The organism is Streptomyces sp. NBC_01808, from assembly GCF_035917395.1.
GTDB lineage: Bacteria > Actinomycetota > Actinomycetes > Streptomycetales > Streptomycetaceae > Streptomyces.
In genome coordinates, this window is the sequence record NZ_CP109072.1 from 5,905,041 (window position 1) to 5,925,788 (window position 20,748).

20 protein-coding genes are annotated in these 20,748 nt (G+C 75.7%); 5 read left to right on the forward strand and 15 right to left on the reverse strand.

The genetic code is table 11. The annotated features are described in order from the left end of the window. Positions 1-207: 207 nt before the first annotated feature. Both OG946_RS26255 and OG946_RS26260 read left to right on the forward strand, forming a co-directional pair. Positions 208-2,580 (forward strand): sensor histidine kinase, encoded by a 2,373-nt coding sequence (locus OG946_RS26255; protein WP_326798456.1) that lies wholly within the window; start codon positions 208-210, stop codon positions 2,578-2,580. Beyond that, positions 2,577-2,996: a roadblock/LC7 domain-containing protein gene (locus OG946_RS26260; RefSeq protein ID WP_326798457.1), complete on the forward strand. Its 420-nt coding sequence runs from the start codon at positions 2,577-2,579 to the stop codon at positions 2,994-2,996. Before OG946_RS26255 ends, OG946_RS26260 begins: the two co-directional genes overlap by 4 nt. 11 nt (positions 2,997-3,007) lie before the next feature. Here the strand turns inward: OG946_RS26260 and OG946_RS26265 are convergent, their stop codons facing one another. From OG946_RS26265 to OG946_RS26310, 10 genes are all read right to left on the reverse strand, one after another. Beyond that, positions 3,008-4,249: a C40 family peptidase gene (locus tag OG946_RS26265; protein ID WP_326798458.1), complete on the reverse strand. Its 1,242-nt coding sequence runs from the start codon at positions 4,247-4,249 to the stop codon at positions 3,008-3,010. Positions 4,250-4,338: 89 nt separating this feature from the next. Continuing rightward, positions 4,339-4,596 carry a hypothetical protein gene (locus OG946_RS26270; RefSeq protein WP_101421618.1) on the reverse strand — a complete coding sequence of 86 codons (258 nt, stop codon included), beginning with the start codon at positions 4,594-4,596 and terminating at the stop codon, positions 4,339-4,341. A gap of 5 nt (positions 4,597-4,601) precedes the next feature. Beyond that, complete coding sequence (locus tag OG946_RS26275) at positions 4,602-5,366, reverse strand: TetR/AcrR family transcriptional regulator (RefSeq protein WP_047018022.1); 765 nt, start codon at positions 5,364-5,366, stop codon at positions 4,602-4,604. Between the two features lie 47 nt (positions 5,367-5,413). Next, positions 5,414-6,343, reverse strand: a complete 930-nt coding sequence (locus tag OG946_RS26280; RefSeq protein WP_326798459.1) for an AurF N-oxygenase family protein — start codon at positions 6,341-6,343, stop codon at positions 5,414-5,416. A 122-nt stretch (positions 6,344-6,465) separates the two neighbouring features. Beyond that, positions 6,466-6,630, reverse strand: coding sequence for a hypothetical protein (locus tag OG946_RS26285; protein WP_326800483.1), 165 nt, complete (start codon positions 6,628-6,630; stop codon positions 6,466-6,468). A gap of 75 nt (positions 6,631-6,705) precedes the next feature. After that, positions 6,706-8,160, reverse strand: coding sequence for a penicillin-binding transpeptidase domain-containing protein (locus tag OG946_RS26290; protein WP_326798460.1), 1,455 nt, complete (start codon positions 8,158-8,160; stop codon positions 6,706-6,708). Further along, positions 8,157-9,665, reverse strand: a complete 1,509-nt coding sequence (locus OG946_RS26295; protein ID WP_326798461.1) for an FtsW/RodA/SpoVE family cell cycle protein — start codon at positions 9,663-9,665, stop codon at positions 8,157-8,159. Before OG946_RS26295 ends, OG946_RS26290 begins: the two co-directional genes overlap by 4 nt. Before the next feature lie 130 nt (positions 9,666-9,795). After that, a complete protein-coding gene (locus tag OG946_RS26300) occupies positions 9,796-10,500 on the reverse strand; it encodes a type 1 glutamine amidotransferase (RefSeq protein WP_326798462.1) in 705 nt (234 codons plus the stop codon). 19 nt (positions 10,501-10,519) lie between these two features. Next, entirely contained in the window at positions 10,520-10,831 is a 312-nt protein-coding gene (locus OG946_RS26305; protein WP_326798463.1) for a DUF6191 domain-containing protein, read from the reverse strand. Between the two features lie 72 nt (positions 10,832-10,903). Then, entirely contained in the window at positions 10,904-11,869 is a 966-nt protein-coding gene (locus tag OG946_RS26310) for an SDR family NAD(P)-dependent oxidoreductase (RefSeq protein WP_326798464.1), read from the reverse strand. A 129-nt stretch (positions 11,870-11,998) separates the two neighbouring features. Between OG946_RS26310 and OG946_RS26315 the strand changes: the two genes are divergently transcribed. Beyond that, the gene (locus OG946_RS26315) at positions 11,999-12,934 is read left to right on the forward strand and encodes a LysR family transcriptional regulator (protein ID WP_326798465.1); all 936 of its coding nucleotides are present in this window, start codon (positions 11,999-12,001) and stop codon (positions 12,932-12,934) included. A gap of 4 nt (positions 12,935-12,938) precedes the next feature. On the opposite strand, the gene OG946_RS26320 is transcribed toward OG946_RS26315, so the two are convergent. Next, on the reverse strand, positions 12,939-13,376 hold the full coding sequence (locus OG946_RS26320) for a winged helix-turn-helix transcriptional regulator (RefSeq protein WP_326798466.1): 438 nt from the start codon (positions 13,374-13,376) through the stop codon (positions 12,939-12,941). Between the two features lie 111 nt (positions 13,377-13,487). Between OG946_RS26320 and OG946_RS26325 the strand changes: the two genes are divergently transcribed. Further along, positions 13,488-14,375, forward strand: coding sequence for an NADP-dependent oxidoreductase (locus OG946_RS26325; RefSeq protein WP_326798467.1), 888 nt, complete (start codon positions 13,488-13,490; stop codon positions 14,373-14,375). A 94-nt stretch (positions 14,376-14,469) separates the two neighbouring features. Here OG946_RS26325 and OG946_RS26330 read toward each other — a convergent pair whose 3' ends face one another. Beyond that, a complete protein-coding gene (locus OG946_RS26330) occupies positions 14,470-16,821 on the reverse strand; it encodes an ATP-binding protein (RefSeq protein WP_326798468.1) in 2,352 nt (783 codons plus the stop codon). A 50-nt stretch (positions 16,822-16,871) separates the two neighbouring features. Then, positions 16,872-17,612: a VOC family protein gene (locus OG946_RS26335; RefSeq protein WP_326798469.1), complete on the reverse strand. Its 741-nt coding sequence runs from the start codon at positions 17,610-17,612 to the stop codon at positions 16,872-16,874. 74 nt (positions 17,613-17,686) lie between these two features. Here OG946_RS26335 and OG946_RS26340 point away from each other — a divergent pair, with 74 nt between their 5' ends. Then, a complete protein-coding gene (locus tag OG946_RS26340) occupies positions 17,687-17,980 on the forward strand; it encodes a hypothetical protein (RefSeq protein WP_326798470.1) in 294 nt (97 codons plus the stop codon). A gap of 113 nt (positions 17,981-18,093) precedes the next feature. Here the strand turns inward: OG946_RS26340 and OG946_RS26345 are convergent, their stop codons facing one another. Together OG946_RS26345 and OG946_RS26350 are read right to left on the reverse strand one after the other, a co-directional pair. Then, positions 18,094-19,713, reverse strand: a complete 1,620-nt coding sequence (locus OG946_RS26345) for an MFS transporter (RefSeq protein ID WP_326798471.1) — start codon at positions 19,711-19,713, stop codon at positions 18,094-18,096. A 136-nt stretch (positions 19,714-19,849) separates the two neighbouring features. Continuing rightward, positions 19,850-20,701, reverse strand: a complete 852-nt coding sequence (locus OG946_RS26350; protein ID WP_326798472.1) for a PhzF family phenazine biosynthesis isomerase — start codon at positions 20,699-20,701, stop codon at positions 19,850-19,852. Positions 20,702-20,748 lie beyond the last annotated feature (47 nt).

Consider the following 20,748-nt stretch of genomic DNA (forward strand, 5'->3'; position numbering starts at 1 on the left):
GCGCGGCCCGTGACGCCCAGCGGACGATCCGGCGGCGCCCTCGCAAAACATGTTCGCTCGTTCGAGTGAGCACCGGGGCAAAGTCCGCCTGCATAGGACACCTGCTGCCAAGGTCGACCCGCGGGCCGAGGCACAAACGGACTCAGTCACCAACAGTCCGAAATGCAGGGACATGGCGCCGCGGGACAAAGAGTCGAAGGAGGGCCATTGCGGACCCCCGTGCAGCCGGATCGGCAGGAGGGCAGGGGCGCCGGACACCGTCGCGGTGCACACCCCGCGCCGTGCACCTCGCCGCGCGCCAAGGCGGCGTACCTCGTCGTCGGCGCCGCGGTGCTCGCGGCGGGCGCGCCCGGCCTGGTCGGCGCGCTCCGCGGCGTCAGCGGCGCGGACCCGGAGGAGCGGGCGCAGGCGGCGAGCGCGCTGCAAGTGCACGGCGTGCTGCTGGCGTTGTGCGCGGTGCTGGCGGTGGGCGTCGTCGTGTACGCGGCGCGCGGCGTGCGCGCCGCCGACGGCGGCGACACGGGCGAGGACGCCGCGGAGAAGGAGGCGGAACTCGCCGCCGTACGCGCGGAGCTGGCGGCCGCCAAGGAGAACCACGTCGTCGAGCGCGACTCGCTGCTGCGCGAGCGGGCGGCGCTCGCGGAGCGCATCGGCGGGCTCCAGGCCAGCGTCCAGGGCACGTTCGTCGGGCTGTCGCGCCGCACGCTGGGGCTGGTCGAGCGCCAACTGTCGTTCATCGACGAGCTGGAGGCGCACGAGCAGGAGCCCGGCGCGCTGGAGACCCTCTTCCGGCTCGACCACCTCGCGGCCTGCATGCGCCGGCACAGCGAGAACCTGCTCGTGCTCGCGGGCGCCGACCAGCGCGGCACGCGGCGCGCGAACGTCCCGCTGATCGACGTGCTGCGCGCGGCGGTCGGCGAGATCGAGTCGTACCAGCGGGTGGTGCTCTCCCCGGACGTGCCGCAGGTGTACGTCACGGGCTTCGCTTCCGGCGACGCGAGCCACCTGCTGGCGGAGCTGCTGGAGAACGCCACCTCGTGCTCCCCGCCGGAGTCCGAAGTGCTGCTGACCGGGCGGCTGCTGGGGACGGGCGACCTGCTGCTCGTCGTACGGGACGAGGGCATCGGCATCAGCCCGGCGGCCCGGGCCGACGACCTCAACGCCCGGCTCGCCGACACCGACCCGGGCCCGGCGCCGCGGGAGGCGCTGGGGCTGGGGCTGTACGTGGTCGCGCGGCTGGCGGCGCGGCACGGGGTCGGCGTGGAGCTGCGGCTGCGGGACCGGGGGGTGGACGCGGAGGTCCGGCTGCCGGGGCGGCTGTTGGTGGGCGGCGCGGTGGACGGTACGGACGGCGGCGCGGGGATCGCGGGAGCCTCCGGCGCGGCAGGTGGTGGCGGTGCCGCGCGGCTCGCGGGAGTGGGAGCAGGGGGTGGCGGTGCCGGGTCGGGCGGTGGTGCCGCAGGGATCGCGGGAGTCGGTGCGGTCGGTGGTGGCGGCGCCGGGTCGGTCGGTGGCGCGGCCGGGGCGGTGGACGTTACCGGCGGCGTTGGTGCGGGTGGCGGTGGCGGTGGCGCTGCGGCGGCCGGTGGTGCGGGGCGTGCCGTGCCGGTGCCCGCGGCGGGCGGCGGCGGGCGGGAGAGCGCGGCGGCAGCGCGCGGCGCCGAGCCGGAGCCGGGTCCGCGAACGGACGCGGGCGCCCTGGGCGTACGGGACGGGGGTGCGGCGCCCGTACGGGTCGGGCCGCAGCGCTCCGGCCCGCCGCCCGACGGCGGCGTACGGCCGGCAACACCGCCGTTCGCGTCGGCCCGGCCCGCCGTCGCACCGCGGACCGGCGGATGGGTGCGCGCCGAGGCGGGGATGCTGCCGCGGCGCCAGCCCGGCAGCACGGTCTCCGGGGGCGCGGCGGCGCCGCTGCGGCACGGTACGGCGACGGGCGCCCCCGTGCCCGCCGCCGCCGGGGCAACCGCCGGGGCAACCGCCGGGGCAACCGCCGGGGCAACCGCCGGGGCAACCGCCGGGGCAACCGCGGGTGCAGCGGTGCACGGTACGGCCCCTGCCCACGCGGTGCCTGGTCAACCAGTGCCCGCCCACGCGGCGGCCGGTCAACCGGCGCCCGTCGCCGCAATCGCCGGCCACCCGCTCACCGAGCACATGGCGACCGGCCACGCCGCCCCCGGCCGCCCGGCGTTCGAGCACCCGGCCGCCGGCCACCCGGCGGCCGAACACCCGACGGTCCTCCACCCCGCCTCCGGCGCCGCGACCGCCGGTCCCGCCGCCACCGGCCCCGCGGCGCTCAGCCCCGTACCGGCGGGGCGGGCCGCCGCCCCCGGTCTGGCAGCCGGTGCTCCGCCGGCCCGTGCCGTCGCCCCGCAGCGCGGCGCCGAGTCCGCCGGCGGGTGGCCCGCGGCAGCGGTGCGGGCGGTGGTCGCCGTGCCCGCGCAGGCCGAGCGGCGGGGCGTGGACGCGCGGGAGGTGCGGCGGTTGCTCGGGGGGTTGCAGCAGGGGTCTCGGGACGGGCGGCGGGCCGCCGCCGCGGAGGCCGCGACATGGGACGCGAAGGAGCAGGGAGCCAGTACGTGAACAGCACACAGGACCACTGGGACACCATCAGCAACCTGCGGTGGATGCTCGACAACTTCACCGCGGAAGTGCCCGGCGTACGGTCCGCGGTCGTCGTCTCCGTCGACGGGCTCCTCCTGCTCGCCGCCCCGCCGCAGTCCGCGTCGGCCGGGGAGCAACTGGCCACCGTGGTCTCCGGCATCGGCGGGCTCACCAACGGGGCCGCGGACGTCATGGACGGCGGCAGGGTGAAGCAGACGATGGTGGCGATGGAGGACGGCTGCATGGTGGTGATGCAGGCCGGGGACGGCTCGCTGCTCGGCGTGCTGACGGAGCCGGACTGCGACCTGAGCGTGGCCGCGTACCACATGGAGTTGTTCGTCGGCCGGGTCGGCCACGTCCTCACCCCGGGGCTGCGCGGCGAGCTGACCGGCTGAGCACGCCGAAGTCAGCCGGGGCGTACCGCGCCGCGCAGGGGGCGGATGGTGACGGGGACGACCCGTACCCGCTGGCCCGTGCGCGGTGCCTCCACCACCCGGCCGTGCCCCAGGTAGAGCGCGACGTGCGAGGCGTCGCGGTGGTACACCACGATGTCCCCGGGCCGCATCGCGGTGAGCGGCACCCGGCGCAGCTCCCGCCACTGCCCCCGCGCGGTACGCGGGATGCGGACGCCCGCCTCGCGCCACGCCCGCTGGGTGAGCCCGGAGGAGTCGTAGGCCCGCGGCCCGCCGGCGCCCGCGCGGTACGGCTTGCCGACCTGGTCGAGGGCGCACGAGACGGCCCGCCGCCCGGCGCGCGACGGCTCCCGCTCCGCCGTGCCCCACGCGCCCGGCTGCCGCGCCTTGTCCGTACCGCCGGAAGCTCCCGGGCGGGCCCCGCCCGGCTTGCCGTCCGCCACCGCGTCCGTGCCGCCGCCATCCTCCCCGTCCGGGGCCATGAGTTCGCGCCGGTCCTCCTCCGCTCCCCGTACCTCCAGCCGGTCGAGCGCCGCCAGCTTCGCGGGCGTCAGCTCCGCGAGTGTGTCGGCCACCTCCGTCAGCCGGTCGTCCACCCGGTCCCGGCGCCGCTTGCGTTCGCCCGCCAGCTCCCGCTGCCGGTCGAGGGCCTCCCGCGAGGAGGCGGTCAGCGCGCCGAGCCGCTTGGCGCCGGACTCCAGCCGGGTCACGACGGCGGCCTGGTTGCCGATGGCGCGGCTGATGACCTGCTTGCGGTCGAGCGCGGTCTCGGTGTCGCGGGCGACGAGGAGCTGGAGGTACGGGGCGAGCCCGGGGCCCCGGTACTGCGCGCGGGCGAGGAGTCCGGCGCGGCGGCGCGCGGTGGCCAGGTCGGCGCGGGTGTCGGCGAGGTCGCCGGTGAGCTTGGCGGTCTCGGCGCGGACGTCCTTCAGGTCCTCGGCGGTCGCGTGGTACGCCTCGGTGGCGCGCTCGGCCTGCCCGTGGAGGGTCTGGAGCCGGGTGAGCAGTTCGCCGAGCGGGGCGTCGGCGGCCGGTTCCGCGCCGTCCGCCGCCGGTTCCGCGGAATCCGAGGCGGTGTCAGCCTGGTCGGCGGGGTCGGCCGGATCAGCGGGGCCGGCCGCGTCTGCCGCGTCCGGTACGTCCGGCACGGGCGCCGCGTCGGCGGGCAGGGCCAGCACGGTGGCGAGGAGGACGGCGGAGGCGGCGGTGAGGGCGGGGCGGCGGGTTCGCGACATGTACGCAAGGCTTCCCCCGCGACCGCCGCATTCCCGTCAGCACTGGGCGAAACCGAGTAATACCATCACCCGTGAGGATTGACGGCCCGTCAGCGCGACCAGGGCCACTTGCGCCGCTCGGGTACGCCCTCCGGGTCGTACGTGTACACCCATCCCCGCGGCAGCTTCAGCCGCGGGCTGAGGTTCGCCGGCTCCAGCCGGTAGACGTGCACGGTCGGGGGGCCGCCCTCGGGGTCGGGCACCGGCACCTCGTACACCTTCGGCGGCCGGCCCGTCGCGCCGACGTGCACGGCGAGCGTGCGGCCGTCCAGCGGGCCGCCGACGAACGCGGTGTCCTCCGTGCGCACGGCGGTCAGTCCTCGCCGAGCAGATGGCCGGCGTCGGGCAGGAACGGCGCGATGCGGCGTACGAGGTCGCCCGCGGGTCCTTCGGCCGTCTCCAGCTCCAGCGCCCGGCGCAGCACCCGGCCGCACTCCTCGTCGCCCGCGGCGGTGGCGACCAGCAGGGCGATGAAGTGGTCCACGAGCCAGCCGCGCAGCTCCGGCAGCGGCGGCTGCTTGCCCTCGTCCAGCCAGATCAGCGAGGCGCCCTCGACCGCCGTGATCCATGTGCGGATCATGGTCAGCAGCCGGTGTCCCGGCTCGGGGACGCCGATGTGCAGCAGGATCTGCTCGGCGGCGGAGCGGCGGACCTCGTCCACGATGGCGGTGGTGCGGCTGGTCTGGACGACGCTGCCGCCCTGGAGGAGCGCCTTGAAGCCGGCGTCGTGCTCGTCGACGAAGCCGAGGTAGCTGTCGAGGGCGCGGGTGAGGCGGCGGGTGAGCGGGCCCTGCTGGGGCTGGCGGAAGCACAGCTCCAGCTCGTCGGCGGCGCTGCGCAGGGCGGCTTCGTAGAGCTGCTGCTTGCCGCCGGGAAAGTAGCGGTAGACCAGCGGGCGGGAGACCTCCGCGGCGGCGGCGACGTCGTCGAGCGAGACGTCCTCGGGGGCGCGGTGGGCGAAGAGGCCGAGCGCGGCGGCGAGCAACTGGCTGCGGCGCTGGGAGACGCTCAGCCTGCGGTACGCGACCGCCGGCGGGGGCGCGGCCGGGCGGGCTCCCCGGTCGGACGCAGTGCTCATGTCCGGCAGCGTAGCCCGCCGGGCCGACATCGGCGGCCCCGGCCCGTTCAGGCCAGCAGGCCGGAACTGCGCCACAGCCTGCGCCCGACGCCCTGGAGCACCCCGATGCCGTCGAGGAAGTCCGTCAGCCGCTTCGCGCCCGTCTGCATGACTTCGCGCCGGTGCGGGCTGGCCTTGACCTGCGCCACCGCCTCCGCCCGGTTCAGGCCCGCGTCGGTGTAGACCTGCGGGTTGACGAAGGAGACGGAGAACACCCGGGCCGCCTCACCGGAGGTCAGCCGGGTGAAGTTCCGCTCCCAGCGGGGCGCGGTGAGCATCTGCCGGCGCAGCTCCTCGCGCGCGTACCGGACGTGCCGCGCCTCCTCCACGACGTGGATCCGGGTCACGCCGCGCACCAGCGTCTGGACCCGCTGGTCGGGGAAGACCAGCCGCTGCATCCAGTCGAGGATCTCCTCGCCGAGGAGGGTCGCGGTGAAGGAACCGGGGGTGGTGGAGACGGTCTTGAGGACGCGCGCGAGGTTGTGGTGGAAGCGGCTGACGGGGTACGGCTCCGCGCCGCCCTTGGTGATCATCCGGGCGAACATCATGGAGTGCCGGCACTCGTCGGCTATCTCGGTGAGCGCGTAGCGCACGTGGTTGCTCGTGACCGGCTTGTCGTAGATGTGCCGGACGAGCAACTGCATGAGGATGATCTCGAACCAGATGCCCAGCGAGGCCAGCGACGCCGCCTCCAGCCGGGCCAGCTCCATCCGCTGCTCCTCGGACATCCGCCGCCACATGGGGGTGTCGTAGAGGGAGACCAGCTCGGGCGGCCAGAACCACTTGCCCTCGTCGATCGGGGCGTCCCAGTCCAGTTCCTTGTCCGGGTCGAAGGAGTGCTTCTCCGACGCCGCGAGGAGCCGTTCCGCGACCTTCTCGCGGTCCTTGAGCGGGCCGAGCGCGTCCGTCAGTGCGAGGGGCCCGGTCGTCGTGGTCATCGCGTCTCCTGGGGGAGTTACCGGCGGTCACCTCTTATGAGACAGCTTGTCAGCAAGCCCGTCAATGCCCCCGACGCGTTCGGCCGACGGGTGAGCAAGGCGCCAACTCGCGGGCGCGGGCGTCACTCGACGGTGACGATGCACGTGACCCGGCCGTTCGAGCGCTCGGCCTGCTGCTCGCACTCCTCCCGGTTCTTCTCACTGCTGGAGGCCAGGAGCCAGAAGACGGCGCCGCCGACGAGCAGGAAGATCAGGCCGATGACGATGCCGATCAGAATGTCCTTCACCCGGGTCATCGTAGAAGCGGGCCCGGGGAGAGGTCCCGGGCTTCGCCGACCCGCTTCAGCGCAGCGCCGCCCGCTTCAGCGCAGCGCCGCCCGCATCACCCCGCGCGCGACCGGCGCCGCGCTGCCGCCGCCGGTGATGTCCGCGCGGTCCGCCTCCGCGTCCTCCACGACCACCGCCACCGCCACCCCCGGCACCGCCGTCCCCGGCCGCTGCGCCCAGGAGATGAACCAGGCGTACGGGCTCTCGGAGTTGTCCACCCCGTGCTGCGCGGTGCCCGTCTTGCCGCCGACCGTCAGCCCGTCGATCGCCGCCGGCCCGCCGGTGCCGCTGCTGACCGCGTCGATCATCATCTGCCGCAGCAGCGCCGCCGTCCCCGGGGTCATCGCCGTCTCCTCGTACGCCGGACGGGTCCGCGCCACCGTCTCCCCGCCGGCGTCCGCGAGCCGGTCCACCAGGTACGGGCGCATCGACCGGCCGCCGTTGGCGATCGTCGCCGCGACCCGCGCCATCTGCAGCGGCGTCGCCCTGGTGTCGTACTGCCCGATGGCCGACAGTGCGACCTGCGCCGCGTCCATCCGCGTGTTGACGTGGCTCGGCAGCACGGGGGAGGGGATCGAGAGGCCGCCGTCGTTGAAGCCGAACGCCTCCGCGGTCTCCACGATCTGCCGGGTGCCGACCGTCGCGCCGAGCTTCGCGAACACCGTGTTGCACGACTCCGCGAACGCCTCCCGCAGCGGCGCGTCGGCGCAGCCGCTCGCCTCGTTGCGCAGGAGCGTGGTGCTGCCGATGAGGCGGTACGGGTTCGGGGTGCGGGTCGGCGCGTCGATGTCGGTGACGATGCCGGACTCCAGTGCCGCCACCGCCGTGATCACCTTGAACGTGGAGCCGGGCGGATACGTCTGCCGGATCGCCCGGTTGAGGAGCGGCTGGGCGGGGTCCTCGGTGAGGCGGTTCCAGGCCAGCGTGGTGGCGGGGGAGTTGCCGGAGAGCAGCGCGGGGTCGTAGCCGGGGCTGCTGACGAGGGCGAGGACGCGGCCGGTGGCGGGTTCGAGGGCGACGACGGCACCCTTGCGGCCGCGCAGCCCGCGGAACGCGGCCTTCTGCACGGCCGGTACGACGGTGGTGTGCACCTGGCCGCCGGGCTGGCGGCTGCGGGTGAGGTCGCCCCAGAGCGGCAGCGGGGCGAGCCGGCCGTCGGTGCCGGTGAGGACGCCGTCCTCGGCGTCTTCGAGGAGGGTGGAGCCGTAGAGCTGGGAGGCGAAGCCCGTGACGGGGGCGTAGAGGCGGCCGTCGGGGTACGAGCGCTCGTAGCGCAGGCCCTGCCGGGTGTCCTCGGAGCCGGTGAGGCGGCGGCCCGCGGCGTAGATGTCGCCGCGGGGCTGGGCGTAGCGCTCCAGGGCGTGCCGGCGGTTGGCGGGGTTGGCGTCGTACTCGGGGGCGTTGAGCACCTGGACGCGGGCGGCACCGACCAGGAGGCCGAGGAAGAGCAGCAGGCTGCAGGCGGCGGCGATGCGGGTGTTGCGGATCACCGGGTGCCGTCCGTGGGGCGCGCCCCGTCGACCACGGGGACGACGAGGGGGACGGTGGCGGGCGCGGTCGCGGCGGCGGGTTCCGGTTCTGCTTCCGGCCGCGCGGGTGCGGCCTCCGGCGCCGGGCGCTCCTCCGGCGGCGTACGGGCCTCGTCGCTGAGCCGTACGAGCAGCGCGACGATCACCCAGTTCGTCACCACCGAGGACCCGCCCTGCGCCAGGAACGGCGTCACCATCCCGGTCAGCGGGATCAGCCCCAGCACCCCGCCGGCGATCACCACCACCTGCAGCGTGATGATCGCCGCCAGGCCCGCGGCGAGCAGCGCGCCGAACGGCTCGCCGATGGCGATCGCCGTGCGGTAGCCGCGGGCGACGAAGAGGGCGTACAGCAGGAACAGCGCGGTCATCCCCGCGATCCCCAACTCCTCGCCCGCGGTGGCCAGGATGAAGTCCGACTTGCCGGCGAAGCCGATCAGCAGCGAGTGCCCCTGCCCGAGCCCCGCGCCCAGCGCGCCGCCCGCCGCGAACGCGAACAGCGACTGCGCCAACTGCCCGGGACCGTGCCCCTCCTCGATGGCGCGGAACGGCGACAGCCAGTCCTCCACCCGCGTGTGCACGTGCGGCTCCAGCGCCCCGACGGCCGCCGCCCCCGCCGCGGCCAGCAGCAGCCCGACGGCCAGCCAGCCGAACCGCCCGGTGGCCACGTACAGCATCGCCACGAAGAGGCTGAAGAACAGCAGCGAGGCGCCGATGTCCCGCTCCAGGATCAGCAGCACCAGGCTGATGCCCCAGACCGCGACGATCGGCCCGAGCACGCGCCGCGGCGGCAGCAGCAGGCGGCGGATGCGCGGGCCGCTGGTGAAGGTGAGGGCGTGGCGGTTGGCGGCGAGGTAGGAGGCGAAGAAGATCGCGAGCAGCACCTTGGCGAACTCGCTGGGCTGGAGGGAGAGACCGCCGATCCGGATCCAGATCCTGGCGCCGTTGACGGCGGGGAAGAGGATCGGCGCGGCCATCAGGCACAGGGCGGTGAACGCGTACTTCGCGGCGCGGGGGCGCAGGTCGCGGTGGTCGCGGAGGAAGAGGAGGACGGCGGCGAAGAGGACGACGCCCACGGTGGACCAGAGGAGTTGGGTGGGTGCGGCGCGGTCGCCGGGGGTGTCCTGGTCGAGGCGGTGGATGAGGACCAGGCCGAGGCCGTTGAGCAGCAGCGCCACCGGCAGCAGCACGGGGTCGGCGCGGGGGGCGCGGAAGCGGACGACGAGATGGGCGGCGAGGGCGAGCCCGGCGAGGCCGCCGAGGTGGGTGGCCAGGTCGGCGGGGAGCGCGCCGGAGGTGGCGTAGCCGACGTTGGCGTAGCCGTAGGCGATGACGCCGACGGCGCAGACCAGGAGCCCGAGTTCGGCGCCGCGGCGGCGGGGGCGGGGCACGGGGGGCGGCGGCGTGGCCAGCCGCCGGGCACGGCCCGGCGGGCGGAGGGCCTGGGCCGGGTCGGTGGCGGTGGTCATGCGGGCAACGTAGCAAGCGGTGGCCGATTTGCCGGGTATGCCGGGGCGGGGTGGGTCGCCGGACGGCGGGCTCCGGGCGCGGGCGCTGTCTCCGGCCGTACGGGGCGGGGCGCCCGCCTGCCGCGGCGGGTCAGCCCTCGGCCCGTACCGCCTGCGCGAAGCGGTGCGCCACCTGCTGCCAGACCCGCGCCGACTCCTGCTCGTCGCGGTCCGCCTCGGTACGCAGCCGGTCCGGGTCGAAGCCGCGGGCGCGGATGGACTCGTCGCTCCAGGCGTGTACGCGGTCGGCGCCGGCCTCCGGGTGGAACTGCACGCCCCACGCCCGGGCGCCGTAGCGGAACGCCTGGTGCGGGCAGCGCTCGCTCTCCGCCAGCCACACCGCGCCCGCCGGCAGCTCCGTGATGGCGTCGACGTGCCGCTGGACGGCGGTCACCCGCGGCGGGAGCCCGGCGAAGAGCGCGTCGTCCGCGGCCTCCTGGCGCAGCGCGATCGGCGTGCTGCCCAGCTCAGGTTCGCCGTGCGAGGCGGTGACCCGGCCGCCGGCGACGTGGGCGAGGAGCTGACCGCCCTGGCAGACGCCGAAGACCGGGACGTCCCGCTCCAGCGCCTCGGCGACCAGCTCGCGCACCGCCGCCAGCCACGGCATCGCCACGTCGTCGTCGGGCATGGGGCCCCCGCCGAGCGGCAGGATCGCGGCGTGGTCGAGGCGGCGGGGGAGGGGCGCGCCCGCGTAGGCGTGCACGACGTCGAGGGTGACGCCGTCCTGCTCCAGCCACGCGCCGAAGCGGCGGGGGCCGCCGCCGCGGCCGTTCTGCACCACGAGAACCTTCGTCATGCGTGCGATTCTCGGTCAGCTACGCGCGGGGGGTGTCGGCGGGGGTGGGGGTGTCCTGCGGCGGGATCGCGTCGGCCGGTGCGGCGTCGGCGGGCACGGCGTCGGCGGGTGCCGCGTCGGTGCGTACGGCGTCGGAAGGCACCGCGTCCTCCGGCTCCTCCGCCGGCTTCGCCGCCTCCCCGAGGGCGATGACGACCTTGCCCGAGGTGAGGTCTATCGGCCCGCGGTGCGGATCGCCCGAGCCCACGTCGTCCACGACGAGCTCCATCCGCTCCCGCGCCCGCCGGGCGTGGGCATGGCTGGGCGCGAACAGCTCCGCAACGATGTTCATCCCCGCGCCTCCCGCGACTCGGCTCGTTCGGACAACGCCGCGGCCCGCGGAACCGTTCCCGCCGCGCCGGGCTCAGGCCGTCAGCCAGCCGCCCGAGACGTCGACGTCCGTGCCCACGACCGGCGCCGCGGCCGACGAGCCGAGCCACATCATCACCGCGGCCATCTCCTCGGCCCGCACGATGCGCCGGATCGGGTAGTCCCGCGCGATCTCCTCGTACGTCAGGCCGAACGCCTCCGCCGCCCGCCGCAGCATCGGGGTGTCCACCGCCCCCGGGGCGAACGCCGTCACGCGCACCCCCTCGGGCGCGTACTCCAGCGCCGCCACCTTGGTCAGCGACGCCACCGCGTGCTTGCTGGCGTTGTACGGGGAGATGGTCGCGAAGCCGACCTCCGCCGAGATCGACGCCGTGTTGACGACGACCCCGCCGCCCTGCGCCACCATCTGCGGGATCTCGTACTTCATGCAGAGGAACGTCCCGGCGGCGTTGGTGCGCCACACGTCCTCCATGTCCGCGAGCGTCTGCTCGTGCAGCCGCACCGCGCGCGGGCTCTCGATGCCCGCGTTGTTGTACGCGACGTCGACGCGCCCGTACCGCCGCACGCAGCCGCGCACGAAGTCCCGTACCTGGTCCTCGTGGCGCACGTCCGCGCGCATGTACGTGGCCTCGCCGCCCGCGCGGCGGATGTCCGCCTCGATCTCGCGGCCGAGCCGGTCCCGGCGGCCGCAGAAGAAGACCTTCGCGCCGCGGCCCGCCAGCGCGCGGGCGGCGGCCTCCCCCATGCCGGAGGTGGCGCCGGTGACGAGCACCACCTTGCCGTCGAACTCACCGTCCACGGCGCTCTCCGCGCCGCCCGCGGCCCGCGCGGTCCCGGTCCCCGCGGCGCCCGCGGCCAGCCCCGCGGTCAGGCCGGCGGCTCCGGTCCTCAGCAGGGCGCGTCTGGACGCGGGCCGGCCGGCGGCGTGTTCGGCGTCGGGGCGTGCGGAGTCGGGGTGTGCGGCGGCGGGCCGGGCGTCTTCGGTCTCGCGTGCGGGCATGGGCGGGCTCCTCTCCGCGGTACGGGCGGGGCCGCGCGGCCCCGCCCGTACCGGTCCGTGTTCCGGTCGGAACCACCGAAACACCGGAGTTCTGCGCCGGTCCAATGCCTGCACCCATACGCTTCGGGCATGGATGAGCAGCCGGCCGCCGACGTCCCCGCGGCGGACGTGGACACGCGCGTACTGCGCTACTTCCTCGCCGTGGCCGCGCAGTTGAGCTTCACGGCCGCGGCGCGCGAGCTGTACGTCACCCAGCCCTCGCTGAGCAGGCAGATCCGCCGGCTGGAGGCGGACCTGGGCGCCGAGCTGTTCGAACGCGCCGGGCGCGAGGTGCGGTTGACGGCGGCCGGCGAGGCGCTGGTGCCGGCGGCGCGCCGGGTCACCGGCGACTGGGCGGCGGCCGTACGCGAGGTCCGTGCCGCCGCGGCGGCGGCCCGCGACGTGCTGCGGCTCGGCTTCGTCGCCACCGGCGCGGGGCCGCTGGGGCTACGGGCGCGGGCGGCCTTCGCCGCGAAGCGGCCCGGAACGGTGCTGGAACCGAAGCGGTTCGACTGGGGCGGCGAGGCCGAGGGCCTGCGCCGCGGCCTCGCCGACGTGGCGTTCGTCTGGCTGCCGGCCGACTTGACGGGGCTGCACGCGCGCACCGTCGCCACCGAGCGCCGCTGGGTCGCCCTCCCGCGCGCGCACGCGCTGGCCGCACGTCCGGACGTGGGCATCGCGGACCTCGGCGACCAGCAACTGATGTGGACGCGCAGGGCGCCGAAGGCGTGGGTCGACTGGTGGGCGGTCAACCCGCGCCCCGACGGCTCCGAGCCGGTGTGGGGGCCGGAGAACGACAACGTCGAGGAGATGCTGGAGCAGGTCGCGGCGGGCGGGGCGGTGTGCTTCGCCGCGGAGTCGATGACCACGTACTACACGCACCCCGAGTTGGTCTGGCGGCCGGTGCGCGACATCGAGCCGCTGCGGATCGCGGTGGCCTGGCCGCGGGCGCGGACGAGCCCGCAGGTGGCGGACTTCCTGGCGGCGGTACGGGAGTGCGTCCGCGACCCGGAGGCGTACGCGTGAGCCCTCAGACCTCCGGCACGGCCCCCGCCGCTGCCGCCGTCCCCGCCTCCTGCTGCTCGTAGCGCGCGCGGGCCGCGTGCACCTCCTCGATGTGCTCCTCCGCCCAGTCCTTCACGGCGGTGAGGAGCCCGGCGAGGCTGCGGCCGAGCGCCGTCAGCTCGTAGTCGACGCGCACCGGGACGGAGGGCGTGACGGCGCGGGTGAGGATGCCGTCGCGCTCCAGGGTGCGCAGCGTCTGGGTGAGCATCTTCGGGCTGACGCCGGCGATCTTCCGGCGCAGGTCGCTGTAGCGCCGCGGGCCGCCGGAGAGGGCGGCGACGACGAGGCTGACCCACTTGTCGCTGAGGCGGCCGAGGAGCTGGTTGGTGGGGCAGTCGCGCATGAACGCGTCGTACGCGAAGCGCTCCTGCTCGCGCCGCTGGGCCGCCGTCGTGGTCGCCATGGCTCTCCTCCGGGTGGCCTAGGCACTTCCAGGTAACTACTTACTGAAAGATACCAACTCTTCCTAGGGTTGCGGCAGCGGAGCCCGATACCGATCAGGGAGAGACAGGTCATGCGTGCTGCAGTGGTGACGGAGTTCGGCGGCCCCGAGGCCGTGGCGATCGCCGACGTGGAGGTGCCCGAGCCGGGCGCGGGGAAGGTGCGGATCAAGGTGGCCGCGGCGGCGGTCAACCCCGTGGACGGCGGGACGCGCGCCGGGGTCTTCGGCGCCGCGCCGGGCGGCGCGTACACGGGGCTCGGCTGGGACGTCGCGGGGACGGTGGACGTCGCGGGCGCCGGATTCGCCGCGGGCGAGGCGGTGGTGGCGCTGGTGCACGGGGTGGCGAAGCCGCTGGGCTCGCACGCCGAGTACGTGGTCGTGGACGGCACGGCGGTGGCGCCGGCGCCGGCGACGGTGGATGCCGTACACGCCGCGACGCTGCCGCTCAACGCGCTCGCCGCCGACCAGGCACTGGGCCTGCTGGACCCCGCGCCGGGCACCTCGCTGCTGGTGACGGGCGCGGCCGGGTCGCTGGGCGGGTACGCGATCCAGCTCGCCGCCGCCCGCGGCGTCACGGTGACGGGGCTGGCCCGGGAGTCGGACGAGGAACTGGTCCGCGGCCTCGGCGCGGCGTTCACGACGGCCCCGGCCGCCGCCGGCTACGACGCCGTGCTGGACGCGGCGGTGCTCGGCGGCGAACAGGCCCTGCCCTGGACCCGCGACGGCGGCGCGTTCGCGGCGGTCATCCCGAACACCGCACCGCCCCCGGTCCGCGGCATCCGCACCGCGGCCCTCGACGTCCGCGCCGACGGCACGCGGCTTGCGGAGCTGGCCCGGCTCGTCGACGACGGCGTGCTGACGCTCCGGGTGGCCGAGACGTACGACCTGGCCGACGCCCCGAAGGCGCACGCCCGGCTGGCGGAGGGCGGGATACGGGGGCGGCTGGTGCTGGTGCCGTAAGAAGGGGGCGCCGCATTGCCGTAAGGGGCAGGCCACCTGGAACGAGCCCCTTACGCAAGCCCGTTGCCCGCGCCCGGCAGGACCCCGGCGCCGCTCAGCCCGCGGACCCGAGCCGTGCGGTGATGCCGTCGCGGAGCGCGGCCGTTCGCTGATCGCCGTAGCCGGAGAGCAGGGCGAGGGCCGTCTCCCAGTGGCCGCGCGCCCCGTCCGGATCGCCCGCTCGCACCGCCGAGGCGAGGCCGTCGAGCGCGACGGCCTCGTGCCAGGGGTCGCCGAGTTCGTGAAAGCGGGCGGCGGCCCGGCGGTGGCAGGCGGCGGCCTCGTCAGCGCGGGCGAGCGCCCGGAAGGTCTCACCGGTCCCGTGCCAGGCGAGCGCCTCCCGGCCGCCGTCGCCGATGCGGCGGTGCAGGGCGGCCGCCCGGTCGTAGGTGGAAAGGGCCTCGTCGAACAGCCCATTGGCCTGCTGCGCGGCACCCAGGACCAGCAGCCGCAGCCCTTCCGACGTCGACTTGCGGCGCCGTACGGCGATTTCCACGGCGCGCCGCGCCGACTCCAGGGCCGCGGCCGGCTCACCGCGCTCGCGCTGGATGCCGCTCAGGGTGCGCAGCACGCTGCCCTGGCCGAGTTCGTCACCCAGGTCCCGGTAGGCGGCGAGCGCCCGGTGCGCGTAGTCGTCCGCCGGGGTGAGGTCCCCCGCGTCGTAGTGCGCGGCGGCGAGGTTGGCCAGCTCGACGGCCACCCATCGGGGCAGGTCCAGCTCCCGGTAGGCGTCCAGCGCCTGTGCGAAGTGGGTGACGGCGGCGTCGAGCCGCCTGCGGGTGAGGAAGACGAGACCCAGCGAGTTCAGCGCGGCGGCCACGTCCTTCCGGTCCCCCAGCTCGCGCCGGAGTACGAGGACTTGGCGGTGGCACTCCTCGGCCTCCGCGAGGCGGTTGGCGCGTCGGTGCGCCTCGCCCAGGCACCGCAGCACCCACGCCTCGGCGTGCCGGTCGCGCAGGGCGCGGCTCGCCGCCAGTCCGATGCGGGCCGTCTCGGACCACTCGGCGAGGGGCGCGGCGCGCATCGAGCCGCGCCACTGCACGACCGGGAGCTGCCAGGCGAGGGCGTGGAGTTCCGCCTTGGCGGCGGCCCGGGTGGCGGCGTGGACGTTGACGCGCTCGCGTTCCGTCCAGTCCACGGCCGCGTCGTAGTCCGTGAAGGACAGGGGGGCGGCGCCGTCCTCGGGCGGGGGGAGAGGCAGCTCGATCCCGTCGGTGCGGACCCACCCGCGCGCTGATTCGGCGGTCAGCAGATACCAGGTCAGTACGCGCCTGAGCGCTGTGTCCCGTTCGGCCGGGGACATCTCGGCGTGCGCCCGGTCGGCGGCGTACGCGCGCAGCAGGTCGTGGAGTTCGAACCGGTCGGGGGCGGTCTGCTCCAGCAGATGGACGCCGACGAGCGCGTCGAGCAGCCGCCGGGTCTCGCGCGGCGAGCCGGCGGCCAGCGCGGCGGCCGCCGCGAGGCTGAAGTCCGGCCCGGGGTTCAGGCCGAGGAGCCGGAACAGCCGGGCTTCCGCCTCCGGCAGCGCCTGATAGGACCAGGCGAAGACCGCGCGCACCCCGTCCTCCTCCTCGTCGTCTCCCATGCTGAGGGTTTCCCACAGCGACGACCCGTCCCGCAAGCCGTCCAGCAGATCGCCCAGGCTCAGGTGCGGACGGCTGACCGCCCGCTCCGCCGCGACCCGCAGGGCGAGCGGGAGCCGGGCGCAGAGCCGCGCCAGCTCCGTCAGTTCGGGTGCGTCGTCCTCGGCGCGGCGCCCCGCCGTGGTGGCGCGCAGCAGCGCGACCGCGTCGGGCTCCGGCAGGGGCCGCAGCGGGAGTTGGCGGGCGCCGTCGCGTACGGCCAGGCCGCCGAGGTGGCGGCGGCTGGTGACGAGCGTGAGGCAGCCGGGGCCTGCGGAGAGCAGGGGGCGGACCTGGGCGGCGGAGGCCGCGTTGTCCAGCACGGTCAGCACCCGGCGGCCGGCGAGGTGGGAGCGGTACAGGGCCCCCGCGGCGTCCGGTTCTGCGGGGATCGCCGGGGCCGGGACGCCGAGCGCCGTGAGCATCCGGTGCAGCGCCTCGCCGGGCAGCAGCGGCCGGCCGGGGTCGTAGCCGCGGAGGTTGACGTGCAACTGCCCGTCGGGGAAGCGCGCGGCGATCCGGTGGGCCCAGGTCAGCGCGAGGGAGGTCTTGCCCACCCCGGCCGTCCCGGTGACGACGACCAGGGCCGGCGCCCCCTCCGCCCCGGCGAGTATGCCGTCCAGGTCGTGCAGCTCCGTGGCCCGGCCGGTGAAGTCGCGGGGTGCGGCCGGCAGTTGGCGGGGGACCGGAACGTCGGGGTCCGGGGGGCGGGTGCCGGCGTGGTGGACGTGCAGGCCGCCGCTGATGTCGCGGGCCTGGATCACGGCGCCCGCGGTTCCGGACATCTCGGAGCGGGTGGCGCCCGAGCGGTCGCCGGGTTCGTCCGCCGGGCGCGTCACGGCAGGGCGAGGACGCAGAACTCGTGGTCCTCCGGGTCGGTGAGGCAGGTCCACGGGGCGTCGCCCTGGCCGACGTCGAGGTCGCGGGCGCCGAGGGTGCGCAGCCGGGCCACCTCCGCCTCCTTGTCGTGGCCGGGGTACGGCAGCAGGTCGAGGTGGACCCGGTCGGGGGCGGTCTTCGGGTGGGGGACGCGGAGGAGTTCGAGGTACGGGCCCGTGCCCGCGGCCGCGCGCAGCACCCCGTGCCCGTCGCTCACCTCGTGCACCGTCCAGTCCGTCGCCTCGCCCCAGAAGCGGGCCATGGCCCGCGGGTCCGCGCAGTCGACCACCACCGCGGCGATCGGCCCGGTGTCCCGGTAGACGTCCCGCGGCTCCAGCACGCAGAACTCGTTGCCCTCCGGGTCGGCGAGCACCGTCCACGGCACCTCGGCCTGGCCGACGTCCACGGGGGTCGCGCCGAGCGCGCGGAGGCGGGCGACCAGCTCCTCCTGGTGGGCCGCCGAGGTGGTGGCGAGGTCGAGGTGCACGCGGTTCTTCGCCGCCGTCTTGGGCTCCGGTACGGGCACGACGTCGATGCCCAGGGCGACAGGGTGCGGCCACCGGAGGCCGCCGCCGGGGCCGACGTAGGTGGTGGCGCCGGATGCGTACACCTGCCGGCCGAGCGCCTCCGCCCAGAACCGGCCGACCGCCGCGTGGTCGACGGCCTTGATGTTCACCTGGACGGGTCGCAGAGCCATACCGGCGATCCTATGCACCCGTGTCGCGCGTGGCGGCTCGCTTCTAAAATCGAACACACGTATGATAGCGAGTCGTGAGCGACTACGAGTTTCCGGAGGAGTTGCTGCGGGCGAAGCGGGAGTGGTTCGCCGTCGCGCAGCGGTTGGAGGAGTTCCCGCTGCGCCCGTATACGGACAGCGCGGGCGTCGAGCACCGGGCCGGCAGCGGGTGGACGCCCGAGCTGGACCGGCAGGAGACGGTGCTGCGGAAGAGGTTCCGCGACCTGTCCATCGAGATATCGATCCACCCGTTCTGGGAGACGCTGAACGGGGGTACGGTCGCGGCGCGGATGGCGCTGCGCGAGGCGGCCCGGCCGCGGGGCGGCTGAGGCATGGGCGCCGGTGCCGCCCCGGACAGCGGTCCGGGGCGGGCGGGAAGTCCGCCCACCCCGGGGGTGGTTCGACGGGTGACGGATTACGGATTACGCGGCCGGGGCCGCACTCAGCCGCGTGCCGGCTCCCGGGCGGGTGCCGTGCCGTCGCCGGCACCTGCGGCGTCCGGTCCGGCGGCGTCCGTCACCTGCTGGTCCTCCTGCGGCGCCGGGCCCGTGGGCGGGACGTGGTTCAGCAGGCGTACGGCCAGGACCGCCACCCCCGCCAGCAGCACCGCCGCGATGATCGCCGCCACGTGCATCCCGCTCACGTACGCCTCCCGCGCCGGCGTCAGCAGCGCCTCCGCCGTCCGCGCCGGCAGGTCCGCCGCCGCGGTGGCCGCGCCGGTGATGCCCTCCCGGGCGGCGTCCGCCGCCGGGCCCGGGGTACCGGGCGGCACGCCGTCCTCCATCTGCCCGCGGTAGACGATCGTGCCGATGCTGCCCAGGGTCGCGATACCCAGCGCGTAGCCGAACTCGCCGCTGGTCTCGTTCATCGCCGCCGCCGAGCCCGCCTTCTCCGGCGGCGCGGAGCTGACGACCAGGTCGGTGCCGAGGGTCACCAGCGGCCCCGCCCCCAGGTTGATGAGCGCGAACCCCGTGACGACGTACGGCAGTCCGCCGGACACGTCGGCCATCACGAGCAGCAGCAGGCCCACGACCGAGACGCAGAGCCCGCCGCCGATGAGCCGGGCCGGGCGGACGCAGCGGGCCGCGACGGGGGCGAGGCCGAAGCTGAACCCGGAGGCCACCACCGCGGGCAGCATCCACAGGCCCGCCTTCAGCGGGGTGAGCCCCTGCACCATCTGCAGGTACTGCGTGATGAACAGCATCAGTGCGCCCATCAGGAACGTGCCGGCGAACATCCCGCCGAGGGCGGTGCAGAAGGCCCGGTTGCGGAACAGCCGCAGGTCCATCAGCGGGTGCTCCAGCCGCTGCTGGCGGCGTACGAAGACGGTCCCGAACGCCCCGCCCGCCGCGAGCGCCGCCAGCGGCACCGGCGCCCAGCCGTCCTTCGCCAGCTCCTTCACCGCGTACACCAGCGGCAGCACCGCCGCCAGCGACAGCGCCACGCTCGCCAGGTCCAGCCGGCCCGCCCTGGTGTCGCGGTACTCGGGCAGCACGATCGGGCCCAGGACCAGCAGCAGCACCATCGCGGGCACCCCGAGCAGGAACGCCGAGCCCCACCAGAAGTGCTCCAGCATCGTCCCGCCGACCAGCGGGCCGATCGCCGCGCCGCCCATGAAGCACATGAACCAGACGCCGATGGCCGCCGACCGCTGCCGGGGGTCCTGGAACATGTTGGTGATCAGCGCCAGCGTCGACGGCGCCAGCGTCGCCCCCGCGATGCCGAGCAGCGCGCGGGAGGCGATCAGCATCTCCGGGCTGGTGGAGTACGCGGCGACCACGGAGGCGACGCTGAACGCCGCCGCGCCGGTGAGCAGCAGGCGGCGGCGCCCGATGCGGTCGCCGAGGGTGCCCATCGTGACGAGGAAGCCGGAGAGCATGAACCCGTAGATGTCCATGATCCAGAGCTGCTCGGTGCTGCTCGCCCCGAGGTCGGCGCTGAGGTGGGGCAGGGCGAGCAGCAGGACGAAGACGTCGATGGAGATGAGCAGGACGGGCAGCGCGAGCACCGCGAGCCCGATCCACTCCCGCCGCCCGGCCCGTGTCGCGATGTCGGTGGCCATGAGGTGTGCTCCTTGTCGGAAACGACCGTCCGGCGCCCCCTTCGGGCGCCTCTCACCCGTGCGTCGAGCGGGCGGGACGGATTTCGACAGCGGAGCGGAGGAAATCCCGAATGTGAGGTGGATCACATGGCGTGCCTCAGAGGCGGACCGCCGCGCCCGTCACGTGCACCCGGGGATCGCCCGCGCGCAGCTCCACCTCCAGCAGCGAGGGGCTGCCCATGTCGTGGCCCTGGTGCAGGGTGAGCCGGTCCTGCCCGGCGGCGAGGCCGAGTTCGCGGGCGTACGCGCCGAAGGCGGCCGCCGCCGCGCCGGTGGCCGCATCCTCCACGACGCCGCCGACGGGGAACGGGTCGCGGACGTGGAAGACGGCGGGGGACTCGCGCCAGACGAGCTGGACGGTGGTGAGGTCCAGCTTCTCCATCAGGGCGCGCAGCCGGTCGAAGTCGTAGTCCAGGTCGGCGAGCCGGGCACGGGTGGCGGCGGCGAGGACGAGGTGGTGCGCGCCGGCGAAGGCGATGCGCGGGGGGAGCGCGGGGTCCAGCTCGGCGGCGGACCAGCGCAGCGCGGCCAGCGCCTCGGCGACGTCGGCGTCCGCGGCCTCCCGGACGTGCGGCTCGACGCTGCTGAGCGTCGCCTTCAGCACCCCGTCCGCCTCGGTCACCGCCACCGGGACCCGGCCGGGGCGGGTGTGCAGCGCGAAGTCGCCGGCGCCCAGCCGCTCGGCGAGCGCGACGGCGGTCGCGACGGTGGCGTGGCCGCAGAAGGGGACCTCGGCGGCGGGGCTGAAGTAGCGGGCGGTGAACGACCGGCCTGCGCCGGCCTCGTCCGCGGGGCCCGGGGTGAGGAAGGCGGTCTCCGAGTAGCCCACGTCGGCCGCGATGGCGGCCATCCGCTCGTCGGAGAGGCCGGCGGCGTCGAGGACGACGCCGGCCCGGTTGCCGCCGGCGGGGTCGGTGCTGAAGGCGGTGTAACGCAGTACGTCGGTCATGAAGGGGCAACCCGCGGCGGTGCGCCCGGTGTTCCCGCAGGTGCGAG

Coding starts and splice junctions, on each gene's coding strand:
- OG946_RS26310 (WP_326798464.1), bottom strand. CDS start 11,869: ATGCCCGCACGCGAGACCGAAGACGCCCGGCCCGCCGCCGCACACCCC.
- OG946_RS26305 (WP_326798463.1), bottom strand. CDS start 10,831: ATGAACATCGTTGCGGAGCTGTTCGCGCCCAGCCATGCCCACGCCCGG.
- OG946_RS26275 (WP_047018022.1), bottom strand. CDS start 5,366: ATGAGCACTGCGTCCGACCGGGGAGCCCGCCCGGCCGCGCCCCCGCCG.
- OG946_RS26320 (WP_326798466.1), bottom strand. CDS start 13,376: ATGGCGACCACGACGGCGGCCCAGCGGCGCGAGCAGGAGCGCTTCGCG.
- OG946_RS26295 (WP_326798461.1), bottom strand. CDS start 9,665: ATGACCACCGCCACCGACCCGGCCCAGGCCCTCCGCCCGCCGGGCCGT.
- OG946_RS26315 (WP_326798465.1), top strand. CDS start 11,999: ATGGATGAGCAGCCGGCCGCCGACGTCCCCGCGGCGGACGTGGACACG.
- OG946_RS26330 (WP_326798468.1), bottom strand. CDS start 16,821: ATGTCCGGAACCGCGGGCGCCGTGATCCAGGCCCGCGACATCAGCGGC.
- OG946_RS26300 (WP_326798462.1), bottom strand. CDS start 10,500: ATGACGAAGGTTCTCGTGGTGCAGAACGGCCGCGGCGGCGGCCCCCGC.
- OG946_RS26345 (WP_326798471.1), bottom strand. CDS start 19,713: ATGGCCACCGACATCGCGACACGGGCCGGGCGGCGGGAGTGGATCGGG.
- OG946_RS26350 (WP_326798472.1), bottom strand. CDS start 20,701: ATGACCGACGTACTGCGTTACACCGCCTTCAGCACCGACCCCGCCGGC.
- OG946_RS26335 (WP_326798469.1), bottom strand. CDS start 17,612: ATGGCTCTGCGACCCGTCCAGGTGAACATCAAGGCCGTCGACCACGCG.
- OG946_RS26325 (WP_326798467.1), top strand. CDS start 13,488: ATGCGTGCTGCAGTGGTGACGGAGTTCGGCGGCCCCGAGGCCGTGGCG.
- OG946_RS26280 (WP_326798459.1), bottom strand. CDS start 6,343: ATGACCACGACGACCGGGCCCCTCGCACTGACGGACGCGCTCGGCCCG.
- OG946_RS26265 (WP_326798458.1), bottom strand. CDS start 4,249: ATGTCGCGAACCCGCCGCCCCGCCCTCACCGCCGCCTCCGCCGTCCTC.